The organism is Rhizobium sp. 862_C5_N1_2, from assembly GCF_051811205.1.
GTDB lineage: Bacteria > Pseudomonadota > Alphaproteobacteria > Rhizobiales > Rhizobiaceae > Rhizobium > Rhizobium leguminosarum.
In genome coordinates this window covers 149,651-175,656 of sequence record NZ_JBPWPT010000006.1, presented here as the reverse complement: position 1 = coordinate 175,656, position 26,006 = coordinate 149,651, and the positions used below count along the sequence as shown (strand labels likewise).

Sequence of the window (26,006 nt, the reverse complement as noted above, 5' to 3'; positions counted from 1 at the left end):
ACAATCTGTCAAATGGTACAGCCAATCTGGGAGGATATCCGGCGTGCTCAATGACCAAGCGCATCAGACTAAGTTGCCCTATTTCTATCCGTTCAAGTTCGGAACCGGCGAAATAACGGTGCTTTCGGACGGACCGTTGGAATTGGGCGACCCGCGGGAGAATTTTCTCGGAGTCGACGCGGCCACAGTGACGGAAATGCTCGACAGGAACTTCCTGTCCAGTTCGTCGGTAACCCTCGAGCAGAACATCCCGCTGGTCAAAATTAACGGAAAGACCATCCTGTTCGACACCGGGATGGGGACGTCGAAGATTTTCGGGCCGACGACCGGCCGCTTGCTGAAAAGCATGCAGGAGGCAGGCATCGACCCCTTGGAAGTCGATGCCGTGGTGTTGTCCCACGCACACATCGACCACACCGGCGGACTTTGCGATCAGGACGGCAAGCTTAATTTTCCGAACGCGAAGATCTTCATAAGCGAAAGCGACTTCGATGACTGGACCGACGGAGGCAAGCTTGATGCCGGTTTCAAGGCTCAGGTGGAAAATGCCCGGAGAAACCTTCTTCCACACCGTGATCGGATAGCGCATTTCGTGGACGGTCAGGAGTTCCTGCCGGGCGTGCAAGCGGTGCACGCTCCAGGCCACACCTTGGGCCACTTTTGCTTCCTCATGCAGTCTGACAACGATCGGCTCTGCTTCCTCGGCGATCTCACCCATCATCATATCCTGCTGATGGAACGCCCGTGGATGGAGTTCAAGTACGACACCGATCCCAAGCTCTCGGCGCGCTCGCGCACCCGGGTGCTGGATATGCTCGCGACAGACCGCATACCAGTGATGTCCTATCACTTTGCGTGGCCCGGGCTCGGCAACGTCGCCCGGGAGCGGGAAGGCTTCCGCTACGTACCCGCCGCCATGCAGATGCTCTCGAGATAGGAATACACGACAATGCAGATGAAATCCGTCATTCTCCGAGAGTCAGGGCTTCCCAAGCCGTATGCAAGTTCGCGACCTCTCAGTGTCGAGACCGTCGATCTGACGCCTCCGGGCAATCTTGAGGTCCTGGTCAAAATCAAGGCCGCTGGTGTGTGCCACTCCGACCTGTCGGCGATAAACGGCGACCGGCCCCGCCCGCTGCCTGTCGCGTTGGGGCATGAAGCATCCGGCATCGTCGAAGAAATCGGACCCGGTGTCGATACAGTGAAGGTTGGCGATCACGTCGTGATGTCGTTCCTGCCGATCTGCGGACACTGCGATTACTGCGCGGGAGGACGCGCTAGCCTCTGTGAGCCTGGCTATCGCGCAAACGCCGCCGGGACATTGTTGAACGGTAGCAAGCATATCCGTCTTCGCGGCTACGATATCAACCATCACAGCGGCGTATCGGCGTTTTCGGAATACGCGATCGTGTCGGCGCACTCGGTCGTCAAGATCACCAAAGATGTGGACGTCACGATGGCGGCCCTGTTCGGATGCGCCGTCATGACAGGCGTCGGTGCGGTCGTAAACACGTGTGGCGTGAAGCCGGGACAGTCGGTCGCCGTCATCGGCCTTGGGGGCGTGGGCTTGTCGGCGGTCCTCGGAGCGGTGGCCAGCGGAGCAAGCGAGATCGTCGCCATCGATTTGATGCCGGAAAAGCTTGAGCTGGCTAGGTCGCTGGGCGCGACGCGTACCTTCCTGGCAACCTCGCCGGATGTGGTCGGCGAGGTCAAGGAAGCGACACGCGGGGGAGTGGACTACGCCATCGAGATGGCAGGGTCGAGCAAAGCGTTCGAAACCGCTTATGGCATTACGCGGCGCGGCGGCACGACAGCCACAGCGGGTCTGGCGAACGTGAACACCAAATTCGAGATCTCGCCGCTTCCTCTTGTCGGGGAAGAACGCATCATCAAAGGCAGCTACATGGGGTCCTGCGTGCCTTCGCGCGATATTCCCCGTTATATCGACCTGTTCCTCAAAGGCAGGTTGCCCGTGGAGAGACTGCTGTCCAGCACTGGCCCGCTTGAGGAAATCAACGAGGCCTTCGACCGGTTAGACCGTGGCGAGGTGATCCGGCATCTGCTGGTTCCCTGAGCCTGCGGAAGGAGCGAGAATTTGAACGACTGGAAAGTCCTGGCGATACATTACGGCACTGCGGTTCGGCCCGTTAGCGAACTCGGCCTGGAAGCAGGAGATCCCCACGACGCCCCGGGCAGGATCGAGTATTTCGTCTGGTTGATCCGCCATGGTGAACGTCTGATCCTGGTTGACACCGGGTTTAGCCCGCAGGAGGCTGAAAGGCGCGGGAGGACCATGTTGATCCATCCGGTCGAGGCGCTTCGCCAGCTCGGGATTTCCGCATCGTCCATTACCGACGTCGTTATCACGCATCTCCACTATGATCACGCGGGAAACCTTGTGGACTTCCCCAAAGCCCTGTTCCACTTGCAGGATCGGGAGATGGCCTACGGTACAGGACGATGCATGTGCCATGATCGTCTTCGGCGTCCCTTCGCAGTGGACGCCGTCGTTGATGCGGTCCGCCTGACGTTTTCCGGCAGAATGCGCTTCCACGACGGGAACGGCGAGATTATGGAGGGACTCACCATCCATCTCGTCGGCGGTCATTCCAAAGGCCTTCAGGTCGTGAGGCTGGACGATGGCGATGAAGTCGTCGTCATCGCATCGGACGCACTCCATTTTCAACGCTATCTGGAGCATGACGACGTCTTTCCGCTTTTTGCCGATTACGCCGACGTACTGGAGGGATACCGAACGCTCCGTGAACTATCAGGACCGTCCGGCTTACTTGTTCCAGGCCATGATCCCGCAGTCCTGACGGGTTTTCCATCGCTGTCACCCGATCTCGCTTTTGCAAAGGTTCTACGGTAATGGGGACGCGTGGAATGTCCGGTAAGAGATAAAGCTGAGGCGTTCTTCGCTTTTGTCAGACAATCGGGTTGTCTCACCAGGATAACCCACCATATAGTACCATGACTTGCACGGCCGCTTTCGGCCTTGGTAAAACGGACTTTTGGATCCAATGGGTGATATGGATTTACAGATTGCACGACAGAGTGCCACATTGCGCACTCAGGTAGAAGATAAACTGCGGCAGGCGATATCAAGCGGCCGTTTCAAGCCGGGTCAGCGCCTCGTTGAGCGAGAACTCTGCGAGTCGATCGGTGTAGGACGGACATCAATCCGCGAGGCGCTTCGACAACTCGAGGCCGAGGGCCTCATTACCAGCTATCCGCACCGCGGTCCCGTCGTCAGCACTATCACTTACGAAGAAGCCGCTCAGCTCTACAGCGTCAGGGCTTTGCTAGAGAGCTATGCCGGAAAGGAATTCGCTGAAAACGGAACCGCCCAGGATATCCATACACTCAATGAGGCGGTTGCTGAGTTTGCGGAAGCGGCGGCAAGCGGCGGTGGGAGCAGGCTCATCAAGGCGAAAACCGCGTTTTACGATTGCCTGATGCAAGGGAGTGGAAACGTCTTCGTCAAGCAAATGCTGACATCGCTCCACAATCGGGTGACTCTTCTGCGCATGACGTCGATGACGCAGCCGGGGCGCTTGAACCACAGTGTGGAAGAGATAAAGGAGATCGCTGCGGCCATTACTGACCGAAACGGAGCGAAAGCCGCCGCAGCCTGCAAGTACCACATCGACATGGCGGCTAAGGTCGCACTGGACTACCTTCGTAAAACCTCCGAAAACGACGGCGATTAAAGGAAGCGGCAACAGCCGGTATTGACAGATTGTCTGATAATCTGCTTATTCGAAGTCATGGCGCTGCCGACGCGTGCGGCCTGGCGCTCGTTCGAACAGGGAGGTTGCTTTGGGCACTTTTAATGAATTGCGGTCCCGCATGGCGGAGGCTCTTGGGGATCCGGAATTGCCCCGGCTCACTCCGGACCTGACAATGGACATCGCCTTCTACGTCGGCGATCAGGTGATCGCCCTCAATTTCGCTGAAGGCGGCGCGGCGATCTGGGGGGAAAGCGATGACCCCCAGGTGACAGTGAGGGCCACTGCAGACGCCTGGGAGCAGCTTCTGATGACGCCGCCGCCCGCCACCTTTCATTCCTTCACGGCGTTACAGCTTGCAAACCCTCTCTTCGAGATCGCCGGCTCACCGCTCGCCCTCGCGAAAGCACGCCCGGCTCTGGAACGGGTGATTGAGCTCGTCGTAACGTCCCCCGAGATGAAAGCGGAGCATGCGCAACGCGACCTGCGTCAAATCCGGGGGCAGTATGCCGTCGTCGATATCGATGACGTCCCCCATGAAATATATTACGAAGAAGCAGGCGAGGGGGTGCCGGTCCTGTTTCTCCACACCGCCGGAGCGGATAGCCGCCAATTCTTGCCTCAGCTGGCGGACACCGAGCTTGCGAAAAACTACAGGCTGATCGCGGTTGACCTACCATTCCACGGTCGGTCCATGCCGCCGCTGACATGGGACGGCGCACCCTACAAGCTCACGGCATCGCTGTACCTGAAATGGTGCACGGCCATACTCGAACAGGTGGTTCGCGAAAAGGCGATTGTCGCGGGTGGGTCCATGGGCGCGGCAATGTCGCTGGTTCTCGCCGCGGAACGGCCGGAGCATGTCCTCGGGATCGTGGCGATCGAGCCACCTTTCCGCTCCAAGGGACGCCGGAACCCATACCAGCACAACGTAAACGTACACGGCTCACTTCATAACTCGGCGTATGTCAGAGGGATCATGAGCCCACTCAGCCCCGCAGGGGACCGCAGGAGGTCAAGCTGGATCTATTCGCAGGGAGCACCCGGAGTTTACCCAGGCGATCTTTCCTTCTACAGCGACGAGTTCGACGGAGCAGTGACAACTCCCCGGATTGACCCGTCGCGCACCCCGGTGGCGCTGCTCTCGGGCGACTATGACTACTCAGCCACTCCGACGGATGGGGCCAGGCTCGCCGAACTTATTCCGGGATGCCTCCACCTCGTCATGGATGGGCTGGGTCATTTCCCCATGTGCGAACACCCGAATTTCTTTCGGAGCTATCTTGTAAAAGGGCTCGAGTTCGTACGGCAAGCCGCGCGCTAAGCGGTCGCAGTGACTCTGGTCGCTCGGTGCAACACGCCGGGCGATCAAATTTGAAAGTGGGCGGGCGCCTACCGAGGCTTCGCAATTGGCGTCCCGGCGATGACACAGCCGGCATCGGGGGCGGCATCCTCACGCTCCCGAGAAATTCCGGTAAGAAATTGGAAAAATTCCCGCGATATCTGAGTGAAGGATCAGGCGCGGCGATGCGTTTAAAAAATGCCGTAGCGGCGCCTCATCGCAGGGTCCTGATCACGCAGCCTTGCGCGTGATCTCTATCTTCCCGCCGCGGCCTCTGTGTTTCCGACATGTAGTTGCCACAGTAAAGGTGCCTCCCCTTGGTCAAGAAGGAGGCACCCATCAGCACCCATGTGCTTTAGCGCACCAAGTGGTTCCCGATCGACGATCCTCCGTCGACGGTGAGAGTGCTTCCGGTCGCAAACCGCGAGCGGTCCGAAGCTAGAAAAAGCATCGCCTCGGCGATCTCTTCCGGGTCGCCCATCCGGTGCAGGGCTGCACGGGCGTTGAAGTCTTCCCGCAGGGCTTGCGGGTCTGCCGCTTCGGCGAAAATCTTGGTGAAATAGGGAGAGTCGATCGTTCCGGGGGCGACAGCGTTGACGCGGATCCCGTCTTTTGCGTGGTCCAGTGCCATGGCTCTCGTGAGTGCCGAGATCGCGCCTTTCGACGCCACGTAGGCCGTGCGGTTAGCGATGGCTGACACGGCCGTGTATGAGGTCGTGTTAATAATGGATCCGCTGCCCTGTTCCGCCATGATGGGAACCACGTATTTCGAGCATAGGAATATCCCCTTCACGTTCACCGCCATGATCCGGTCCCAGTCGGATTCGGCGATGGTCGTGACGTTTCCGGTCATTCCGAACCCCGCGTTGTTGACGAGAACGTCGATACGCCCCCATTTTTCCTTAACTGACCTAACCATCGCCTCTACTTCGGCGGACAAAGACACATCGGCCTTTAACGCGATCGCACCTGTCCCCATTTCTCGCGCGACGTCTCGTGCGGCATCGATGTTGACGTCGACGACGCCAACCTTAGCGCCCTGGCGCGCAAACAGTTCAGCTGTAGCGCGCCCGATCCCGCTGCCAGCCCCCGTCACCACACATACTTTCGATTCCAGATCCATAATCGTCTCCTCTTTCGCTGTATCGAGAAAACATTTTCGCAGACAATCTGTCAATGACGAATAAAACGTGTTGACAGATTGTCTGCTAATCTGCTTATCTTGGCTATCAAATGACTTGGGGAGGTAACCATGGCTGGTGCTGAAATAGCAGCGCAAGCGGCGTTCAAGACCGCTTTGCGCCGGTTCACATCGACAATTTGCCTGATCACAACGGAATGGGAAGGTGCCCGTTACGGAATGGCTGCAACCGCCGTCCAGTCGGTGACGGCTGACCCGCCGACCCTCCTGGTTTGCATCAACCAATCTGCTTCGATCAGCGGCCCACTCAAGCTTACGGGAAAATTCGCGGTCAACATGCTGCATCTTAGCCATGCGCCTTTGGTTCCGCTGTTTAGTGGAAAACTGAAGGGAGAGGAGAGGTTCGCGCATGGTGAGTGGATCACGGCTGGCGGCGTTCCCATCCTCGGCGACGCCCAGGCCGCATTCGTCTGCAGCCTCAACTCCGCAGTCTCCGTCGGCACCCATGATGTCGTTCTAGGGGAAGTTATCGAGGCCCGGTTTATCGAGAATATTGCCCCGCTCCTCTACGAGGACGGGAAATTGGTTAGATCGGCAGCGCTGATCGATGCTGCCGCCTGAAACGTTTGGCCGAGCTTTTTCGGCCTATCACATCCACCAGCCTTTCGGCCGATAATGAGGAGTTTGATCCGTGACTATTGCCACCGATGTGAAATCGCAAGTGAATGGGCGTCCCGTCAGTGAACGGTTCGAAAAGGGTCTGCAGACCCGTCGGGAGGTTCTCGGCGGTGCATATGTCGACGCTTCGGTAAACAAGGCGACCGAGTTCAACTGGCCGATGCAGGAGCTTGTCACCGAGTATTGCTGGAACGAGATCTGGAACAGGCCCGGCCTCGACCGCCGTTCACGCAGCCTTCTCAATCTGGGCATGATTTCCGCCCTTAACCGCCCCCACGAGTTGAAGCTGCACGTTCGCGGCGCGATCAATAACGGCCTCAGCAAGGACGAGCTTCGTGAAGTTTTCCTTCAGGTCGCGATCTATTGCGGCGTGCCCGCGGCGATCGACAGCTTCCGCGTCGCACAGGAAGTCTTCGAGGACATGGGCATCTAATCGGTGCCCCGACCTTCGGGCCGGGAACAGACCAACTCTGTGGAGGAGACTTCAATATGACGACCAGCGATGATTTCCGCGCCGCCGGAAACCCGATGTTTAACAGCAACAAGCTGAAGCTTGGCGTATTTGGAACAAATTGTTCGAGCGCATGCGCCATCACCACCGCGGAATCAACGTTCGAACCGACTTTCGAACATAATGTCGAAATTGCCAAAAAGCTCGAAGCGGCTGGGTGGGAATGCATGGTGCCGATCGCCCGGTGGCGCGGTTTCGGCGGGCCGACGAACTTCAACGGCGTGAACATGGACACGTTCACCTGGGCCGCGGCCCTGGCTGCCGTGACCACGAAGCTGCAATTTTTCTCGACGACGCATATCCCGACCCTGAACCCGATCGTCGCGACGAAGATGGCGACGACGATCGACAATATTTCGAAGGGCCGATACGGCCTGAACCTGGTGACGGGTTGGTTTACCCCGGAAATGGAGATGTTCGGCGTTCCGATGATGGAACACGACACCCGCTACGAATATGCCACGGAATGGATGGAAATCGTTGACACCTTGTGGAAGAAGAACGGTGTCACCTATGACGGCCAGTTCCTCAAGGTGAAAGACGCGTTCAGCGAGCCGAAGCCCTATAACAAGGAGACGGGCCGCCCGGTCCTCATCTGCGCCGGCTCCTCGGGCAAGGGCCTGCACTTCACCGCGAAGTTCTGCGACTTCAACTTCGGCTTCATGCAGGACATGGAATCGGGCGCAGCCTGGGTGAAGAAGGTGAAGGAACTGGCTCGCGAGGAATACAAGCGCGAACTCGGAACCTTCACCGCGTGCCCGGTCGTCGTTCGCGAGACCGAAAAGGAAGCCCAGGACTACTATGACTACTACGTGAACCAGAAGGGCGATTGGGAAGCCTGCGAAAACATCTGCGAGGTTCTCCAGGTTCAGTCACAGAACCACTCGGCGGAGATGTACCAGAAGTTCAAGGAGCGCTTTATCGCTGGCTGGGGCGGCTACCCGATCGTCGGAACGCCGGAACAGGTCGCCGACAAGCTCGTCGCGTTGAGCAATACGGGCGTCGACGGCGCGCTTCTCACAATGGTCGACTACAACGAAGAACTGCCGTTCTTCAACGACCGCGTCATGCCCCTGCTGAAACAGGCTGGCCTCAGGAACTGACCGTTCCGCGGGCGGCTAAGCCGCCCGCCACCGATCCGAAATCGAAACACGTTTCACCAATTCCGTGGCTCGACGCCAACGGCGTCGACTGCTGTAGCGGATGTACGAAGGGGAGGAGACCCTACACATGCTGAAGAAGGTTTACACCGCATTGAGCGTGATCATCGGGCTAGGCCTGATGACCACCGCCGCATTCGCGGACGGATTAGACTCGCTACCACCGGACCAGAAGCAGCTTTACCAGCTCGTGGACCCGGCAATTCCCCTCGGCGGTACGCCGCTCAAGGATTTTGTGGCGAAGCGGCCGCCGCCGTGGAAAATCGGCTACGCGTCCACTTATGCCGGCAACACGTGGCGTGCCCAGATCCTCACTGAAATGAACGAGGTTCTGCTTCCCAAATACAAGGAGGCTGGACTGGTATCTGACCTTGTCGTCACGCAGTCCGACCTGAAGGACGCGACGCAAATCCAGCAGATGCGCCAGATGGTCGACGACGGCGTCGATGCCATCATCATCTGCTGCTCGAACGTGACGGCCATCAACCAGACCATCGAATACGCGCATTCCAAGGGCGTCCCGGTTTTCTCCTTCTCGGGTTACGTGACATCGCCCTACGCGATCAATGCGACCGAAAACAACACCCAGGGCGGTTACACGGCCGCGAAATGGCTGGCGGAGGAAATCGGCGGTAAGGGCAACGTCCTGACGGTTTCAGGCATCCCGGGCTTCGCATCGTCCGACAGCTTCAATGTCGGTGCCAAGAAGGCGTTCGACGAGTATAAGGACATCACCGTCGTGGGCGATGTCGCTGGCAAGTGGACCGATCAGGTCGCCCAGGTCGAAGTCCAGAAATTCCTCGCGACCAACCCTACCGAAATCGCAGGTATCCTGGTCCAGTCGGCGTCGGAAAACGGTGTCGTCAACGCGGTCCAGCAGTCCGGGCGCGACATGATGCCAATCGTCCTCGGCGGCGAGGCGTCGGCGGCGTGCTACTGGCGCAACAATCCCGACTTCATCAGCCAGAGCTTCCATTTCTGGCCGCCGCGGGCCGATGCTCGCCTGGTGTGGGACGTGATGATGAGGACACTCCAAGGCCAGGGGCCGAAGATCCAGTCGATCCTGCGACCGGCTCTTCCCTACACGATCGACGATGTGAAGGAAGCAATTCCGGAAGATTGCGATCCGAACTCCACGGCGTGGATCGAGCCCAAGGGCGACGCATGGTGGCCCGCGGACGTAGCAGCACAGTACTTCGAGCGCCCGGAAGATCCGCTGGCCTGGCGCCCGAAGAAGTAATCGACGACCTCCCAAGTTGTCCAGCGACCTCCGCGCCGGCTTCATCCGTCGGCGCGGAGGACCTACGATAAGGAGCCAGAAGTTGGAATTCCACAAGATACAGCGTTTGCCTCCTTACGTCTTCGACCAGGTGAACCGTCTCAAGTCCAGCGCGCGCGCGGCCGGAGTCGACATCATCGATCTTGGAATGGGCAATCCCGATCTTCCCACGCCAAGCTGGGTTGTGGACAAGCTATGCGAAGCGGTGCAGCATCCGCGCACGCACCGCTATTCGGCTTCCAAGGGCATTATCGGGCTTCGCCGCGCCAAGGCTGCGTATTACGCCCGCCGGTTTAATGTGAAGCTTGATCCGGATACCCAGGTTGTTGCAACGCTCGGGTCCAAGGAGGGGTTTGCGAACATGGCGCAGGCCATAACCGCCCCCGGGGATGTCATTCTCTGTCCGAACCCTTCCTATCCGATTCATACGTTCGGATTTGTCATGGCAGGGGGCGTGATAAGGTCGGTACCGGTCGAGCCGGATGAGACCTTCTTCCAAGCTCTCGAAATGGCGGTGCGGCATTCGGTACCGAAGCCTCTGGCGCTCATCATAAGCTACCCGTCGAACCCCACCGCTCGCGTCGCGACGCTCGACTTCTATAAGGACGTCATCGCCTTCGCGAAGAAGCACGATCTCATCGTTCTGTCGGATATCGCCTACGCTGAAATCTATTTCGACGGTCCGCCGCCGCCGTCTGTTCTCGAAGTCCCCGGCGCGATCGACGTGGCCGTCGAGTTCTCCTCGATGTCGAAGACATTCTCTATGCCCGGTTGGCGCGTTGGGTTTGCGGTGGGCAACGAACGCCTCATCCGGGCGTTGACGCGCGTGAAATCGTACCTGGACTACGGAGCATTTACGCCAATCCAAGTCGCCGCCGCTCATGCCCTAAACTCGGACGGGGAGGACGCCGCGCGGGCCCGAGACATTTACAAGACGCGCAGAGATACACTGGTGAAGACCTTTGCCGATGCCGGTTTCGACGTTCCAGCTCCTGCGGCGACGATGTTCGCATGGGCTAAGATACCTCCGGATTTCCGACACCTTGGCTCGCTGGAGTTTTCGAAACTCGTGCTCGAGAAGGCACAGGTCGCGATTTCGCCTGGTATCGGTTTCGGCGAGATGGGTGACGAATTCGTACGGCTGGCTCTCGTGGAGAATGAAGACAGAATCCGGCAGGCTGCACGGAACCTGAAGCGGTGGCTTTCCGCGAGCGCGCGACCGCCACAACTCGATAAAGCAATGAAAGGATTTTGAAGATGCCGATCCTCGGATCTTGCCAATGTAAAGCGGTCCAGTACGAAGTGTCGGAACTGGACGGCCCGATGTGGAACTGCTTCTGCCAGACGTGCAGAAAGTCCCATGCGGCCGATCATAACACTGCCGCCAAGGTGAAGAGTGAGAACTTTAATCTGATTTCCGGCGATGACGTCCTTCACAGCTTTGAGTCGACGCCTGGAAAACTGAGGTGGTTCTGCTCACGGTGTGGTTCGCACGTTTATGCCGAACGGCCTGCCAACCCGGAGATGAAGGTGCTGCGGGCAGGCACTTTTGACACTGATCCTGGTTCAGTTCCTATGTCCAACGTCTGGCTGTCCCACGCCACGCCGTGGCTTGCCCACGACCCCGCGAAGGAAAACTTCGAAGAATTCCCGTGATCCTTTCACGGTTGCGCGCCCCTATGGGCTGATCGACAATGAGTGCGGTTTGCCCGGGCACGCCCGTGAAGGGGCTAAATCGAGTGGCACTTGCCGCGTTCGAAGCGTGGAGGTTGGGCTGTGACGTATCCCCCAATTGAAACGGTCGCCTTCATCGGAGTGGGTGCGATGGTAATTCCCATGACCGGACACCTTCAACAGCGCTTTGGTCTTGGCTTGATAGCGGAGGCCGCCAGATCGCTTCCGATCTGGCGGACGAGTTCCGGTTGAGAACCACTGACCGGACGTCAGGTGCGTGCCAACGCGCTTTCGCAAATATCGGGGCGTCTAGCGACCATATCATCGTGATTTCATCGAAACCAACTCGACATCCCGACAAGGGCATGACGTCTCTATTGACAGATTAGCAGACAATCTGTCATTCTGCAGTTCGCCGGGTGAGTACTCGGAGCATTCAAAGACGGCAGTCACAACCCAGCAAGAGGCCGGGCATCGGATGCCCTGGCGCGATTTGCTGCTGCCTAAAGGGAGGATGGGCATGACGAATGACGTCGCCGTAAGCATGACGGCCGTTGCCAAATCGTTTGGCGAAACGAAGGCTTTGAAGAAATGCGATTTTGTCGCCAGGGCAGGAGAGGTGCACGCGATCGTTGGCGAGAATGGCAGCGGCAAGAGCACCATGGCGAAGATCATGTCCGGCGTTATCGCTGCCGATGGAGGATCTGTCCTAATCCTTGGCAAGTCCATCACCTCGCCAGTCGATGCCAAAGAGGTTGGTCTCGCTACGATCTTCCAGGAAGTCCTTGTCGCCGATGAGGCAAGTGTCCTCGACAACCTTTTCGTGGGAAGCGAGGACCTGTTCTCGCTTCGGAAATCCTCCAAGGAACGTGGAAGCGTTGCGCAAAGCCTTCTGGACCGCCTGGTCGGAAAGCATATCGATCTCAGGCAGAACGTCGGTGATCTTCCGCTCAGCATCAAGCAATGGATCGTTATCGCCCGCGCCGTCCTGAGGAAACCCAAGGTCTTGATCCTGGACGAGTCCTCGGCTGCACTCGATCTCGACGCGACCGTCCGGCTCCACGAAGAGATCGATCGGCTCCGGTCCGAGGGGTGCGCGGTAATCATCGTCACGCACCGCATCGCTGAGCTCGTCCGTATCGCCGACCGGGCGACAATACTGAGAGACGGTTTCACCGTCGGTGTCCTTGAGAAATCCGAGATCACCGAGGCGAACCTCCTCCGCATGATGACCCCTCAAGACCGCCAGATTTCCGCCGCCGCTTCAACGTCTGCAGCGGGCCTGTCGGGTGATCGCAAGGAGGTTCTTTCCGTGCATGGCGCGCGCCCCCAAGAGGCATCGCAACCCTTCGACTTCGTCCTTCCGCAGGGATCTATCGTGGGCGTTGCGGGTCTGGACGGCCAGGGCCAGGACGCGTTCGTGCGACTGGTCGCCAGGATTATGTCGCCGTTCGGAGGGGAGGTCCGGATCCTGGATCGGGAAAGCACCGGTCTCGTCAAAGTCAGCACGCTCGACGACGCCGCGAATAAGGGCATTGTGTACGTATCCGGAGACCGGAAGCGGGAAGGAATTTTCCCACAGCAGAGCATTTTCGAGAACCTCGCCATCGGTATCTACCAAAAGAACCTGGGGCCGTTCGGTGTCATCAGGCGTAAAAGGCTGAAGCAGACGTTTGCCCGGGAGGTCGAGCGGCTCCGCGTCAAGATCGGGCACCCGGACAACCGCATTACGTCCCTTTCCGGGGGTAACCAGCAGAAGGTCCTGATCGGTCGTGCCTTCGCCAATGATCCCAGAGTGATCGTTCTTAACGACCCTGCTCGAGGCGTGGACCTCAACACCAAACGCGACCTGTATCGCGAGCTTCGGCTGTTTGCCGAAGGTGGCGGCTCGGTAATCTACCTTTCAAGCGAGATCGAAGAGTTTCTCGGTTTCGCCGATCGCGTTGATGTCTTTCACAAAGGGAGCATCCATCGTTCCCTCGACGGCCCCGACATCAACGAAGAAACCATTCTCGCTGCAATGTTCGGCCGCTCGGTTGCCGACACCATGGAATTCTCCAAAGAGAGAAAGGCACACTGATGTCGCAACGTTTTGGATTTCCTGCGCTCGACAGGTCGCTGACCGTACCGCTCGTTCTTTTCGGAGTGTTGCTCGTCGCCGCAGCCGTGCTCTCGCCGCGGCTGTTCACCGCAACCGGAATGGGCGGAGCAATCATCGTCGCAGCACCTTTGATCCTCACGACGCTGGCCCTGACACCGATCGTGATGGCAGGCCGCGGTTCGGTCGACCTTTCCGTTGGCCCGCTGATGGGTTTCGTGAACGTCACCCTGATCGGCTGGCTCTCAGCAAGGGGTTACACGTCTCCGCTCGCAGTGATTTGCTGGGTGGTGGCAGTCGGCGCACTGTATCAGTTGCTGCAGGCGCTCATCATCATCTACGTCCGGGTCGCCCCCATCATCGTCACGCTCTCCAGCTTCCTCGTCCTTTCAGGCTTGAACCTCATGGTCATGTCAAGGCCGGGCGGCGTTGCGCCGGACTGGATGATGACGTGGGGAGCAGGAACGACGATCTTATCTCCGGTGCTGATCATCGTCTTGGCGGCGTTGGCTCTTTGGGCCGTTATGCGCCGGACCACCTTTTACTCCCACCTTCGCATGACAGGCGCTGACGAACGGATGGCCTACACGAGCGGGGTGAAAGTCGACACCGTACGCATCTGCGCCCATCTCCTCGGCGGCGTCTTCGTCGGCCTTGCCGCGCTCAGCTATACGGCATTGATCTCTTCTGGCGATCCTACCCAGGGAAGCAGCTACACGCTCCAGGCGGTTACCGCCCTGGTGCTCGGTGGCGCAAACCTGGCTGGCGGGAGAGGAGGAGCTTTGGGGGCCACGCTTGGTGCGCTGAACATGTTCCTCATCTCGTACCTGCTTTCCGCCTTCAGCTTCGGAAGCGTGACGGGGTTCGTGACGCAAATGGCTTTCGGCCTGATCCTCGTGGCATCGCTCCTCGTCAACGTATTCATGACGGCCCGGCGCACGGCTTTCTAGAGAGGACTGGTAATGACTTCACTCACAACGGAACAGACGATGAGCCAAATCACAGGACGATCGGTAAAGCTTCAGCGCAGCATCGTAATTGGCTTTGGTCTGCTTGCCGCACTTCTCGTGTTGGGTACGATCCTTGTTCCGGGGTTTATCTCGCCCCGTAACGCGCGTTCGATATTGCTGCTTGCCGCTTTCCTGGGGCTTGCATCGTTGGGACAGACGCTATGTGCCATGGTTGGCGCGCTTGATCTCTCCATTCCATATGTCATCGGGGGAGCGAATATTCTCTTCCCAAGCCTGTTGGTCACCGGGATGCCTGCCTGGCTGGCCGTGATAGCGGTCGTTCTCCTGGGAGCAGCAATCGGGCTTGCGAACGGCTTTTTGAGCTTCAAGCTGCAGGGCCAGGCTCTCATCATGTCCCTTGGGGTCGGCTTCGCATTTGTCGGCGCGGTACAACTCTACACCTCCATCGGTTCCGACTACGGCGGAACGGTTTTCGCCCCCGTACCGGACTGGCTCCGCAATATCGCCGCGTTCAACGGGAAGACCTTCGGGCTGCCCCTGCCGCCAGTGGTACTGGTGTGGCTCCTCGTCACGCTCGTCACCATCTGGGCTCTGTATAACACATGGTTCGGCCGCTCCATCTACGCCGTCGGCGGCAGCAGGACTGCAGCGGCACGGCTTGGCATTTCCGAAACCAAGGTCTGGACCAGCATTCACGGTATCAGTGGGGCGATGTCGGCACTGACGGGCGTATTGCTGCTCGGGTTTTCCGGCGGCGGCTTCGTTGGCGTCGGAGACCCATATCTCTTCACCACCGTTGCGGCCGTTGTGATCGGCGGCACCTCGTTGCTCGGTGGCGCAGGCGGATACGGGGCAACCGTTCTCGGGGTACTCGTATTGACGATATTGACGTCCCTGCTGGTCGGGCTCGGCCTCAGCTTTGCCGCGCAACAGGCGATCGTGGGTTTGCTGATCGTGCCGATGGTGGCCGTCTACGCGCGTACCCCGCATATCCGCAACCAGATCTGATCGGAGGGCCGGCAAAATGAAGATTGTCGCGATAACCGGCAATGTCTCGCGCCCCTCCAAGACGCGGGCGCTCGGGGAATACGCACTCTCGAGCGTCTCGCCCGGCCACGGCCGGTATCTCTTTGACCTGGTCGATGTTCTCCCGGTGTTAGGAACCACGCTGTGGCGTTCGGAGGCTCCTGCTGGACTTGCGAACGTTCTTGACGCAATCCAATCTTCAGACGTCCTCGTTGTGGGGACACCGGTCTTCAAGTCCTCGATGACCGGTCTTCTCAAGCATCTTTTCGACCTCTTCGAAATGACAGCCCTGCAGGGTAGACCCGTTTTGATATTCGCAACGGGCAAGGCCGAGGCCCATGGCGAGCATGTCGAGGCTCACCTGCGCTCATTGATGGGCTTCTTCAAAGCCGAGGTTCGCGGTGACTTCATCTATGCGATGGACGGCGACTTCCCGGATTCGGCACCATCTGCGGAACTTCGGGAGCGGGTCGACCGCCAACTCGCACGCACTCTGGGCCATGGTTAGTTCAAGGAGAAGAACATGAAGTTTGCTTCCATCGAGAGCGCGGTTAAAGCAATCGCCGCCGGAGAGATGATCATCGTCGTGGACGACGAAGACCGGGAAAACGAGGGCGACATCCTCGTTGCCGCGGAGAAGGTGACGAACGATCATGTTGCCTTCATGATGCGTTATGCGCGCGGCCTGATCTGCGTTCCCTTGACCGGGGAGCGGTTGGACGAACTGGATATCCCGCTCATGGTGGAGCGCAACTCGGATTCCATGCAGACGGCGTTCACGGTCTCAGTGGACCTGATAGAAGGCGTATCGACCGGTATTTCCGCAGAAGACCGCGCCAAGACCATCAGGGCGCTTGCCAACGCATCGACGATGCCGGAGGAGCTGTCCCGGCCAGGCCACATATTCCCCCTGCGGGCAAACCCGTCGGGTGTTCTCGGACGCCCCGGCCATACGGAAGCCGCGGTGGATTTCGCTCGGCTCGCCGGGCTCGAGCCAGCGGGTGTTATCTGCGAAATCGCCAACGACGACGGCACTATGGCGCGTCTTCCCGAACTCAGCGAATTCGCCGCGCGCCACAACCTTCTCATGGTGACCATCGAAGCCCTGATCGATTATTGCCGCGAGATCGATGAACGCGGCCCTCGTTTAGAGGACGCGGGCGCGGCGGCGGCGCTGTCGAATGTTTCGTATCTGGCAAGCAGACGTACTACATGCCCCCAGCGGGAGAGCGGAACTACTGCGTTCGCAGTCTCTGATACAGCACAAGAAAAGTGCGTTTCGCAGGTGCCAACGGGGGGAACGGACCTTGGGTTCGCTGTGCGATGATTGGGCATGACAAACCGTGACCCGCTTTATCGCCCCCGCCGCTTTCCTGCTGAAATTATTGCGCACGCGGTGTGGCTTTCTTTCCGCTTTGCTTTTGCGCCTGCGGGTGATCGAGGCCATGCTGGCCGGTCCTGGGATCATTGTCTCGCACCAGACGATCCGCCTGTGGGCAGAGTAATTTGGTCATACCTCCGCCAACAACAAGCTTCGATCCTACCACGCTGTAAAACGAGAGTTCATGCCGGATGTAGCGCTTCGGCTCCACCCTGTTCCACACCCCACCCCATGACCTCACCACGAGCCATCGTCGCGAACTGGGAGTAGAAGCGATGAACCTATGGGCCCAAATTGCTCGCGCATCACTGACAAAATCGACCGGCGTCATGGGCTCGTCTCTTTGCCCTTAAGTCTAAGATTCCCGTCGAAGTGACGGCGAAGGACCGGCTGCAAACCCTCAATTGCCCTGTTCGCCCGTCGATGGCGAAAGGCCGACCTCATGCTTGGAAACCGTTTCGGGAAGGAAGTGATGATGTGGAGAGTTGAGAGTGTCCCCTCCAAGATTGACCATTTCTCGCTCAAAGGCACTTGCAGCGAGGAACTCGCGGAAGCGCTTTCCAGGCTTTCCCCGCAATCTCCAGCGCATGTACAGGGCGACAAGACGATCGCCTACGATATACATGCGATTACCAATGGCCCGATTGCAGTTATTGCCGCGCATTACGAGGGCGACCTAACGGTCCAGCACCAGGGACCGGCGGAGGCAAACATTATCATGCTTCCACTATATGGGCGATCGGTCGTTACCGTGGACGGCAGACAAATCCTGTCAGAGGGAAGGCGTGGCGTTTTCGTGAACAGTATGTCGGCGAGTACAACCCAATTCATTGGGCCCAGGAAACATTTGGGTCTTAGGATCTCCCATGATGAGCTGACGCGCCGTTTAGCACGTCGGCTCAATACGCCAATAAGAGGCAGCCTCGATTTTTCGCCAGAAATCGACCTATCGGTCGGGTTCGGCTCCCTTTTGGTGCAACTGGTACCAGTGCTTTATGCTGGATTACGAGACGGAACCCTCCTTCAATCGCCGATAGCACTTAATCTCCTCACCGAAACGACGATAGAGCTTTTGATCGAAGCTGCGCAGCATCGCTACTCACCTGAGTTATGCCGCGTTGCTGAACCACCCTTACCCAAGGCCGTTAAGCGGGCGGTCGACTATATGCGTGCCAATATTGCTCGGCCGCTATCTCTTGAGGAAATCGCAACGGCTTGTGGCGTGAGCCGACGCACTCTTCAGAGCGGTTTTCGCAACTTCCGAAATACGACCCCTCTGGCATTTCTGCAGCACCTACGGTTGGAATCAGTGCATCAGGAACTGATGACAGGCGAGCCTGGCATCTCGGTCAAGCAGGTCGCTCTGAAATGGGGCTTCATTCATAGAGGCAGATTTTCTGCGGACTATCGCAAGCGCTATGGAGTATATCCCTCTGAAACATTGCGTATATCGGAGGCGGATTGCGCCGACTGATCTACGATCAGTCAGCGCGCTCGACCGTCTTCGAGGCTTGATAGCAACAGAACTCTCCAGCAAACCGACTGGCTCGGCCCAAGATCTGTCTTGCAGATGATCCCCTGAACGCAACGATGTTCCGATCTGCGCAACGCAGTTTCAAATCAGTACAGGGGTTAATCATATGGTAAGTCTGCCGAGCTCATCTCATATGTAGCGGTCGATTTCACAATGTTCTTGACCGCGTCGCTAATGGAATCCGGTGTAATTTATAGTCCATGAGGAACGTATGTCCAGACTGCCGCTATCCCTACTTTTAATGATTTTGGCAATTATTCCGTTGACGGCGTTCGTACTCATCGGAGTATCAACATCACTGGGATATTACCACGAATATTCTATGTTCCGAAGCGCACAAACAACGCAGCAACTTGGGCGGGAAGGCGGATTCCTCGCCCAGGCTATAGCGGCGGAAGCGTTTGCAGGCGCCGACGTCCGTCGGGCGAAGCGAGCCGCATCGGACAGGGCTTTTACAGCGGTCTTTTCCGCTTACGACTCTTGGAAAAAGGCATTTGACGATCCGGCCATAGAACGGGCAGTGCAGATCATTCGTGAAAGGCGAGACAATATCGATAGCTTCCGCCGGCGCATCGATGACGGAACGGCGGGCGAGGCGGAGGGAGCCGTTGCCTTGCGCCCAGCTGCCGTTGCGGGTTTGGAGCTCGTCCGTCGCACTGGGGCGACTGTCAATAATTTGAATTTGGCACGCCAAATTACCGGTTTTCACGCGCTGATGCAGATCACGGAAGCTAGTTTGCTGGAGATCAGGCCCGGCCGAGCTTTCATCAAAAATTCAGCGATCTCCGTCGATCTATTTTCGTCCCTCTTACAATCAAAAAATCTAAAGCAGCTTTATGTGCCTACGATGCACGAATTTCTCCCTGCCGATCTCGTCAAATCTTATGACGACTTCGAGGCCAGCGCCGCAGGCAAGTTCATCGCGGGCGTTCGCGATCAGATGTATGCGAACCAGCCGGGCGTTTCCTTCCCCCCCGAGACGTTGGATCGATGGAATGAAATCACCCAACAGCGGGCTGCTTTGTTGACCGAGCTCATAATGCGCACCGGCGACAAGTTGGACGAGATGGCATTTCAGCGGTACGCCGATCTTCGCAATGCCTTTATCGGCTACTCCGGCGCCACGCTTCTGATCATGTCTACGGTACTCATTCTGTGCATTTCGGTCGTTCGGAGAATTTCAAATTCCATTCGGACTCTGACAAGCCGAATGAAGGCACTCGCAGAAGGCGATACGTCGGCGCCGGTACCCTTGACGATCCGACGCGACGAGATCGGGGACATGGCGCGTTGCCTTGAGTTTTTCCGCGGCGCGGCCATACAAAAAAATCAAATGGAGACATCCGCGGAAGCTGAGCGCATTCGTTCTGAGAAAGAGAAGCTGGATATTCAGATAAGGGCTGAAAAAGAAGCAGATGAGCGCCTCGTTCGAGCGACGACGGCATTGGCAACCGGGTTGAAGCGGATGGCGGATGGAGACTTGATTTATGAGATTGAGGAGCCGTTAGCGCCACAGTTTGAAAGGTTGCGCGGCGATTTCAACGCTTCCATTCGTCAGCTCCGGGACGCGCTTGTTACCGTCGGCCATTCAGTCGAAACGGTCACGAATGGCAGCTCGGGCGTCTCGGCCGCATCTGAAAATCTTTCAAGACGCACCGAGCAGCAGGCGGCTTCGCTCGAGGAAACTGCAGCGGCGTTGGAGGAAATAACCGTCAACGTTGCATCGACGACAAAGAGGACGGCCGAGGCGCGCGGAGCCGTCCAACAGATGCGAGATCATGCGGAAATGTCCGGTCGGGTTGTACGCAATGCTATCGGAGCCATGCATCGCATTGAAAACTCCTCCAAACAGATTTCGCAGATCATCAGCGTCATCGACACGATCGCCTTTCAAACGAACCTCCTGGCGCTGAACGCCGGCGTCGAAGCAGCGCGTGCTGGCGACGCGGGAAAAGGCTTTGCGGTTGTTGCCCAGGAGGTCAGGGAGCTTGCGCAGCGCTCAGCGACAGCGGCAAAAGAAATCAAGGATCTCATCGGCAATTCAGCTCTGGCCGTCGACGAGGGCGTAAGGCTCGTGAGCGAAACCGGATCGGGCCTGAGAACGATTGAAGAGCTTGTGCAGGATGTAAATCTTCATATGGACGCAATCGCAACGGCCTCCCAAGAACAATCGTCGGGCCTGCGCGAGATCAACGGCGCGGTTAATCATATGGACCATGCCACTCAAGAAAATGCGAGCATGGTCGCGGAGATGAATTCTGCAGGATCACACCTCGCCCAAGAGAGCCAAAGCCTAGCCGCGCTGTTGAGACATTTCCACTTCAAAGACGAGAGCGGGGATTTCAAGCCACAGAAGGTCTCGGGCGAACCTGGCAAGAGTTTCCCGGCCGGTCAGACAATGGTTGACCGCGGAAACTATCCGATGCGCCGCGGTAACCTGGCGCTCGCGCCTTCGAATGATGATTGGCAAGCGTTCTAAATCATATGGGCGGCGTCGCCGACCACAGTCAAATACACATCTTTGATGATTGTGAACGAGAGCGATATCCCGGTGGGGTAGCGGCATGGTACTCCGCCAAATGACTTGTGCGGTCCTAACAAAACCCTGGCTTGACGCATGATTGTTCAGCCACGTTACAAGAGGACTTGGCACATGAAACAGATACGTCAATCGGAACTAACATCCCGCCTCGGACAGCCTGTAGAAACGCAGATGGCGACTGATGCTCAAAACATCCAGGGGCGTCACGCCTTACGCAATGCGGTCAATGCCAGTCCTCCGCTTGCTACGGGCACGGCACCGCCATTTTCGGAGGCCTCCATTGTCCGGCCATCGCCCGGTCACGACGAGGATGTCGCGAGGCTTGGGCAACCCTTTGAGAAGTCTTTTCGGGCGCCCCCCCGGCAACCTGAGACAAACGTCGACATGCCATTCAACGCCGAAGAGATGTCCAGTGCCGTCGTACTCGACGCGATCCCGCTACCCGTCTTCTTCAAGAACAGAGATGGGGTACACCTTGGTTGCAACAGGGCGTTTGAAAGCTTCTCCGGTCGCTCAAGAGCAGAGATTATCGGAAAAACCGTTTTCGATTTGGTACCCGCACCCATAGCCGAGACGTATGCCGCGTTGGACGAGGCGCTTTTTGCAAATGGCGGTGTTCAGCAATATGAAGCAAAGGCCACCGCCGAAGATGGTGGCGTAGTTGATCTTTTACTCAGCAAAACAGCGATCACTGATATAGCTGGCAATAGGGTCGGCTTGGTTGGCGCGATGTTGGACATCACAGAGCGGAAACGTACGGAGCATGATCTCAAAGAGGCTCTTGAATTCGCAGAGGGAATTATCGCCGCCATTCCTGACGTTCTGTTCGAGGTAGATGCCGACGGTCGCTACCTGCAGGTCTGGGCCAGGGATCAGGAGCTCCTGGCGCAACCAAAAGAAGTGCTGCTCGGCAAGCTTGTCCGCGATTCGCTCCTTCCAGATCAGGCCGACATCGCTATGCTGGCTCTTGAAGAAGCCGATGAAACCGGCGCCTCCTACGGTCGATGTATCCGTATCGCCCTTCCAAATGGCGAATCCCGTTGGTTTGAACTGTCGGTCGCAAAGCGACCAAGCAGCAATCACTCAACCGTCACTTTTCTTGTGTTATCTCGCGATATTACAGAGCGAAAGCACGCCGAGGGAACAATCATTGAAGCTCGGACTCGCCTCTTGAGTGTACTGCAGACCATTCCGGACATGGTATGGCTGAAAGACGTAACAGGCAAATATCTGTTGTGCAATCATGCCTTCGAAGGATTGGTCGGCAAGGCAGAAGCGGAAATCGTCGGGAGAACGGATTATGATCTGTTTACTCCCGAACTCGCCCAGTTTTTTCGGGACAAGGATAAAGAGGCCATGCAAGCCGGCCGTATTCTCATCAATGAGGAACGGATCACCGATCACGAGGATGATCGATCAGTGCTTTTGGAAACTCGTAAGGTTCCGGTATTCGCGGGGGGAAAGCTGACCGGGATTCTCGGCGTGGCCCGCGATATCACCGAACTGGACACGTCCCGTAAGAAAATCCGTCAGATGGCATTCTATGATTCTCTGACCGGCCTCCCTAACCGGACACTTTTCAATGAGCAGTTACGCGAGATGATCAGGGACGCGGCTTCGGCGGGCCAGCGAGCCGGGGTGATGCTAATCGACATGGACCATTTCAAAGCAGTCAATGACACTATGGGACATCCCGTCGGTGACGAGTTGCTGCGGCAGGTGGCGACCCGCTTGAGAGAAGGCGTCCGTACTACCGACACAGTGGCGAGACTCGGTGGCGATGAGTTTGCTGTCTTGCTTCCGAATGTTAAGGACACTGAGGATTTGGCTCAAATTGCCAGCAGAATGCTCGCCGCATTCGGAGAACGTTTCATGCTTTCCGACAGGGAGTTCTTTGTATCCTGCAGTATTGGGATATCGGTATTTCCAAATGACGGCGACGCACCCGACGATTTGGTGAAATATGCGGATTCTGCGATGTATCTGGCAAAGCGTTCTGGGCGTAGCAACTTCCGCTTTTACTCAAGAGATCTCACGATTGGGGCTGAAAAGCGCCTGGCGCTCGAATCAGACCTACGCCTTGCTATGAAACGTGGGCAACTTGAACTCCATTATCAGCCAAAGGTCCTTTTGGACAACGGAAAGGTGATCGGTTCAGAAGCCCTGCTTCGATGGCATCATCCGAAGGTGGGAATGATCCCTCCGGGCGAATTCATAGGTGTCGCCGAGGAGACCGGATTGATCATCGATCTGGGACGCTGGGTGCTGCATGAGGCGTGTCTGACGGCTGCCGCCATGAACGCAGATGGACTGTCCCCGCACAAGATCGCGATAAATTTGTCTCCCAAGCAGTTTCAATGCCCGCATTTGTCGCAAACGATCGCGGACATATTACAGGAAACCGGTTGTCGTGCGGAGTGGATCGAGGTCGAAATAACTGAGAGCCTCCTGCTCCACAACTGTGAGGGCGTTTCGACGACACTCTCTCAATTGCATGCGAGCGGAATTTCCATAGCGATCGATGATTTCGGCACCGGCTACTCATCTTTGAGCTATTTGGCCAACTTTCCCATTGATACCCTCAAGATCGACCGGTCATTCATCAATCGATCCGACAAGCGTAGTCGGGAACTGGTGAAGGCAATTCTCTCGATTGCGCGTTGCCTAGGGCAAAATGTGGTCGCTGAGGGCGTGGAGACGGTTGAACAAGAAAAATTCTTGACTGAAAGCGGCTGCGCTGTGGCACAGGGCTTCTACTATAGTAAGCCCATTCCGAAGTCCGAACTTCTCGTCGCGAACGCACGCCCCTGAGGGCATCGTGACGGCAACGGACCTTGGGATTTGTCGTGCGATGATATGGCATGATGGATCGTGACCCACTTTGTCGCCGCGAGCCCTTCTTGCTGAAATTATTGGCTACGCGGTGTGGCTTTAGTTCCGTTTCGTTTTTGAGCCTGCGGATGGTCGAGGACATGCAGGGCCGCTCGTGGGATCATTGCCTCGCACCAGACGATTGGCCTGTGGGCAGGGCACTCTGGTCGTACCTTCGCCAACGACATTCGCCGCCGCAGTTCCGGTCGGCTCGCCCACAAGTGGCATCTGGATCAGACCGGTGTTTCGATCCGTAGCAATAAGCATTGGCTCGGACGAGCCGTAGATCAGGACGGATTTGTTCTGGATGTGCTCATACAAAGCCAGCGACGTACCAGACGGCCATGCGGGCCGCACATCAGCCGGCTGATGACCTCGTTCCATTCCAATCCTGATTGTTGCCGTGCCGCTGTTGATTGTGCGCGTGAAGCATGCGCTCGAGGCCGAAGCATAAATCTCACGGAATTTGATGTTCCGGCGTGAAGGGCGCGCCGGGACCATCAGTTCAGAGCGCAAATAAATGGTTATTTCACCCTTAGTTTCAACAGGTTAGAAAAAAGCAGATAAGGGTTATTATGGAACAGGATCAGTAATAGCCAGTAGAATATCCCCAGCATCCGGGGCGAGAGTGCCCAGGCCGGGCACATCGTCGTTCCTTCGGAACCGGATCGTTTCTAGAATTCCTGCTGACGCGACCAGCGGCATCTCCCATGTCATCAACCCCGCCCGAGGCCGGCCGGGGTAGCGTTTCACTGCCTACACAGCACGCAAGATCAGTTGGTGGGTCTCCAGGAAAGCGGATCTGCTGGATTGTCGAAAAATTTAGCGGCAGCGTCAGCAGTCCACCAAGCTGCATCCTTCGGTTCGAGCCAGTCTTCACTATTAGGGTCGCAATCAGCTGGCAGATCCGATTTTACATCATCAATCGTGTAAGGAATCGCCGGTCGCAGAATAGACTGTATCTTCGGACCTTGACCCTCCAGAGTGCGCATCATCACGTCCCATACGAAACGAGCCTCGGAGCGCGGCGGCCAGAAGTGGAAGCTCCTGCTTACAAATTCAGGATTCTTACGCCAGTAGCATGATGCCGAAGCCTCTCCGCCAAGCACGACCGGCACAATCTCGCGCCCGGACTGGCGGACGGCGTCGATCACACCAGACTCGGCTCCCGACTGAACAATAATACCATCAATTCGGCCAGGGTTGGCGGCAAGGAACTTCTGAACTTCGGATTGTGCGACGCTGTCTGTCCATTTCCCGTCAACTTGTCCCACGACGTTGATCTCGGGATAGTACTCCAAGGCTTTTGTGGCGCCGGCCTGAAAGCTGTCTGAGGAGGCGAAGCCAGTGATTCCGGACACAAGCAGCACATTGCCGCTACCTTCGATCTCTTCCGCCAACCACTTTGACGCCTCAAAACCGCCCTGCATGTTATTCTCTGTCGCATTGATTGCGAACGGCGACGTCACATAACCGGAGTATGAGATAACAGGCACGCCCTTCGAATGGGCGTACTCTATTGTCGGGTTGAGCGCTGTAAGGTTGGAGCAGCATATGATTATGGCGTCGACACCATCATCTACCATCTGCCGCATTTGGCTGATCTGGGCGCTATCATCGAGATTGGACTGCGTAACGACGAGCTCGGATACCAGCCCAGCCTTCTTGAAAGTCGGCAGAAGCTTGTTTGTAAATTCATCAAGGACGTTCGCACGCCATGTGTTATCAGCGTAGCTCGAGGCGTAACCAATTTTCCACGGTGGCGCTCGCTTTGCTCTGAAATTCCGAAACACAGACTCTCCCGTGGGCAACCGCGGGTCCAATAACTCGTAGGTCTTCCGCTCTTCCCGCGGCAGTTCACTGAGCCCGCCAGCCTTCGCCGTCAGCGGGATGGCCAGGGTTGCAGCGAGAAAAAATCCAATTATCAACTCACGTACGCACACGGATAGGCACCTTTCAAAGTCTGAGCACTGGATGATAGTTTCGTTGTCTTAAGGTTGGCCCGGGCCGTGCTGAATCCTGCGCGACGGAGAGCGACAAAGAGCTACCAGGAGAGAGACCGGCGCA

The 26,006-nt window shown here is 57.4% G+C and carries 21 protein-coding genes and 2 pseudogenes; 21 read left to right on the top strand and 2 right to left on the bottom strand.

Annotation, left to right across the window (positions count from 1 at the left end):
- The first annotated feature begins 43 nt into the window (after positions 1–43).
- From ACD590_RS38085 to ACD590_RS38065, 5 genes are all read left to right on the top strand, one after another.
- On the top strand, positions 44–937 hold the full coding sequence (locus ACD590_RS38085) for an MBL fold metallo-hydrolase (RefSeq protein ID WP_096771800.1): 894 nt from the start codon (positions 44–46) through the stop codon (positions 935–937).
- A gap of 12 nt (positions 938–949) precedes the next feature.
- On the top strand, positions 950–2,074 hold the full coding sequence (locus ACD590_RS38080; protein WP_064843773.1) for a zinc-dependent alcohol dehydrogenase family protein: 1,125 nt from the start codon (positions 950–952) through the stop codon (positions 2,072–2,074).
- Between the two features lie 21 nt (positions 2,075–2,095).
- On the top strand, positions 2,096–2,872 hold the full coding sequence (locus ACD590_RS38075) for an N-acyl homoserine lactonase family protein (RefSeq protein WP_064843771.1): 777 nt from the start codon (positions 2,096–2,098) through the stop codon (positions 2,870–2,872).
- Positions 2,873–3,023: 151 nt separating this feature from the next.
- Positions 3,024–3,713, top strand: a complete 690-nt coding sequence (locus ACD590_RS38070; protein WP_007636440.1) for a GntR family transcriptional regulator — start codon at positions 3,024–3,026, stop codon at positions 3,711–3,713.
- 109 nt (positions 3,714–3,822) lie between these two features.
- A complete protein-coding gene (locus ACD590_RS38065; RefSeq protein ID WP_064843770.1) occupies positions 3,823–5,055 on the top strand; it encodes an alpha/beta fold hydrolase in 1,233 nt (410 codons plus the stop codon).
- Positions 5,056–5,428: 373 nt separating this feature from the next.
- Here the strand turns inward: ACD590_RS38065 and ACD590_RS38060 are convergent, their stop codons facing one another.
- Positions 5,429–6,196: an SDR family oxidoreductase gene (locus tag ACD590_RS38060; RefSeq protein WP_040114027.1), complete on the bottom strand. Its 768-nt coding sequence runs from the start codon at positions 6,194–6,196 to the stop codon at positions 5,429–5,431.
- 129 nt (positions 6,197–6,325) lie between these two features.
- Here ACD590_RS38060 and ACD590_RS38055 point away from each other — a divergent pair, with 129 nt between their 5' ends.
- From ACD590_RS38055 to ACD590_RS37980, 16 genes and pseudogenes are all read left to right on the top strand, one after another.
- Positions 6,326–6,835, top strand: coding sequence for a flavin reductase family protein (locus ACD590_RS38055; RefSeq protein ID WP_064843768.1), 510 nt, complete (start codon positions 6,326–6,328; stop codon positions 6,833–6,835).
- A 70-nt stretch (positions 6,836–6,905) separates the two neighbouring features.
- Complete coding sequence (locus ACD590_RS38050; RefSeq protein WP_007636445.1) at positions 6,906–7,325, top strand: carboxymuconolactone decarboxylase family protein; 420 nt, start codon at positions 6,906–6,908, stop codon at positions 7,323–7,325.
- Between the two features lie 56 nt (positions 7,326–7,381).
- Positions 7,382–8,506 (top strand): LLM class flavin-dependent oxidoreductase, encoded by a 1,125-nt coding sequence (locus ACD590_RS38045; RefSeq protein WP_064843766.1) that lies wholly within the window; start codon positions 7,382–7,384, stop codon positions 8,504–8,506.
- A gap of 127 nt (positions 8,507–8,633) precedes the next feature.
- Positions 8,634–9,803, top strand: a complete 1,170-nt coding sequence (locus tag ACD590_RS38040; protein ID WP_064843764.1) for an ABC transporter substrate-binding protein — start codon at positions 8,634–8,636, stop codon at positions 9,801–9,803.
- Positions 9,804–9,885: 82 nt separating this feature from the next.
- Positions 9,886–11,097, top strand: coding sequence for an LL-diaminopimelate aminotransferase (locus ACD590_RS38035; RefSeq protein WP_064843762.1), 1,212 nt, complete (start codon positions 9,886–9,888; stop codon positions 11,095–11,097).
- Between the two features lie 2 nt (positions 11,098–11,099).
- Positions 11,100–11,498 (top strand): GFA family protein, encoded by a 399-nt coding sequence (locus tag ACD590_RS38030; RefSeq protein ID WP_064843760.1) that lies wholly within the window; start codon positions 11,100–11,102, stop codon positions 11,496–11,498.
- 538 nt (positions 11,499–12,036) lie between these two features.
- Positions 12,037–13,596 carry a sugar ABC transporter ATP-binding protein gene (locus ACD590_RS38025; protein WP_064843758.1) on the top strand — a complete coding sequence of 520 codons (1,560 nt, stop codon included), beginning with the start codon at positions 12,037–12,039 and terminating at the stop codon, positions 13,594–13,596.
- On the top strand, positions 13,596–14,564 hold the full coding sequence (locus tag ACD590_RS38020; RefSeq protein ID WP_064843756.1) for an ABC transporter permease: 969 nt from the start codon (positions 13,596–13,598) through the stop codon (positions 14,562–14,564). Before ACD590_RS38025 ends, ACD590_RS38020 begins: the two co-directional genes overlap by 1 nt.
- Positions 14,565–14,576: 12 nt before the next feature.
- The gene (locus ACD590_RS38015; protein WP_064843754.1) at positions 14,577–15,593 is read left to right on the top strand and encodes an ABC transporter permease; all 1,017 of its coding nucleotides are present in this window, start codon (positions 14,577–14,579) and stop codon (positions 15,591–15,593) included.
- 16 nt (positions 15,594–15,609) lie between these two features.
- Positions 15,610–16,119: an NADPH-dependent FMN reductase gene (locus tag ACD590_RS38010; RefSeq protein WP_064843752.1), complete on the top strand. Its 510-nt coding sequence runs from the start codon at positions 15,610–15,612 to the stop codon at positions 16,117–16,119.
- Between the two features lie 15 nt (positions 16,120–16,134).
- Complete coding sequence (gene ribB / locus ACD590_RS38005) at positions 16,135–16,938, top strand: 3,4-dihydroxy-2-butanone-4-phosphate synthase (RefSeq protein WP_081284273.1); 804 nt, start codon at positions 16,135–16,137, stop codon at positions 16,936–16,938.
- A gap of 6 nt (positions 16,939–16,944) precedes the next feature.
- A pseudogene (locus tag ACD590_RS38000) lies at positions 16,945–17,107 on the top strand (IS6 family transposase); the annotation flags it as partial.
- Positions 17,108–17,464: 357 nt separating this feature from the next.
- Positions 17,465–18,466, top strand: a complete 1,002-nt coding sequence (locus ACD590_RS37995; RefSeq protein WP_237359384.1) for an AraC family transcriptional regulator — start codon at positions 17,465–17,467, stop codon at positions 18,464–18,466.
- A 271-nt stretch (positions 18,467–18,737) separates the two neighbouring features.
- Complete coding sequence (locus ACD590_RS37990) at positions 18,738–21,005, top strand: methyl-accepting chemotaxis protein (protein ID WP_064843750.1); 2,268 nt, start codon at positions 18,738–18,740, stop codon at positions 21,003–21,005.
- A 174-nt stretch (positions 21,006–21,179) separates the two neighbouring features.
- Positions 21,180–23,879, top strand: a complete 2,700-nt coding sequence (locus ACD590_RS37985) for a sensor domain-containing protein (protein WP_064843748.1) — start codon at positions 21,180–21,182, stop codon at positions 23,877–23,879.
- A 50-nt stretch (positions 23,880–23,929) separates the two neighbouring features.
- Positions 23,930–24,269, top strand: a pseudogene (locus tag ACD590_RS37980) (IS6 family transposase); the annotation flags it as partial.
- Positions 24,270–24,712: 443 nt separating this feature from the next.
- Here the strand turns inward: ACD590_RS37980 and ACD590_RS37975 are convergent.
- On the bottom strand, positions 24,713–25,882 hold the full coding sequence (locus ACD590_RS37975; RefSeq protein ID WP_064843746.1) for an ABC transporter substrate-binding protein: 1,170 nt from the start codon (positions 25,880–25,882) through the stop codon (positions 24,713–24,715).
- Between the last annotated feature and the right edge of the window lie 124 nt (positions 25,883–26,006).

Coding starts and splice junctions, on each gene's coding strand:
- ACD590_RS38080 (WP_064843773.1), top strand. CDS start 950: ATGCAGATGAAATCCGTCATTCTCCGAGAGTCAGGGCTTCCCAAGCCG.
- ACD590_RS38070 (WP_007636440.1), top strand. CDS start 3,024: ATGGGTGATATGGATTTACAGATTGCACGACAGAGTGCCACATTGCGC.
- ACD590_RS38060 (WP_040114027.1), bottom strand. CDS start 6,196: ATGGATCTGGAATCGAAAGTATGTGTGGTGACGGGGGCTGGCAGCGGG.
- ACD590_RS38055 (WP_064843768.1), top strand. CDS start 6,326: ATGGCTGGTGCTGAAATAGCAGCGCAAGCGGCGTTCAAGACCGCTTTG.
- ACD590_RS38045 (WP_064843766.1), top strand. CDS start 7,382: ATGACGACCAGCGATGATTTCCGCGCCGCCGGAAACCCGATGTTTAAC.
- ACD590_RS38040 (WP_064843764.1), top strand. CDS start 8,634: ATGCTGAAGAAGGTTTACACCGCATTGAGCGTGATCATCGGGCTAGGC.
- ACD590_RS38030 (WP_064843760.1), top strand. CDS start 11,100: ATGCCGATCCTCGGATCTTGCCAATGTAAAGCGGTCCAGTACGAAGTG.
- ACD590_RS38025 (WP_064843758.1), top strand. CDS start 12,037: ATGACGAATGACGTCGCCGTAAGCATGACGGCCGTTGCCAAATCGTTT.
- ACD590_RS38020 (WP_064843756.1), top strand. CDS start 13,596: ATGTCGCAACGTTTTGGATTTCCTGCGCTCGACAGGTCGCTGACCGTA.
- ACD590_RS38015 (WP_064843754.1), top strand. CDS start 14,577: ATGACTTCACTCACAACGGAACAGACGATGAGCCAAATCACAGGACGA.
- ACD590_RS38010 (WP_064843752.1), top strand. CDS start 15,610: ATGAAGATTGTCGCGATAACCGGCAATGTCTCGCGCCCCTCCAAGACG.
- ribB (WP_081284273.1), top strand. CDS start 16,135: ATGAAGTTTGCTTCCATCGAGAGCGCGGTTAAAGCAATCGCCGCCGGA.
- ACD590_RS37995 (WP_237359384.1), top strand. CDS start 17,465: ATGATGTGGAGAGTTGAGAGTGTCCCCTCCAAGATTGACCATTTCTCG.
- ACD590_RS37990 (WP_064843750.1), top strand. CDS start 18,738: ATGTCCAGACTGCCGCTATCCCTACTTTTAATGATTTTGGCAATTATT.
- ACD590_RS37985 (WP_064843748.1), top strand. CDS start 21,180: ATGAAACAGATACGTCAATCGGAACTAACATCCCGCCTCGGACAGCCT.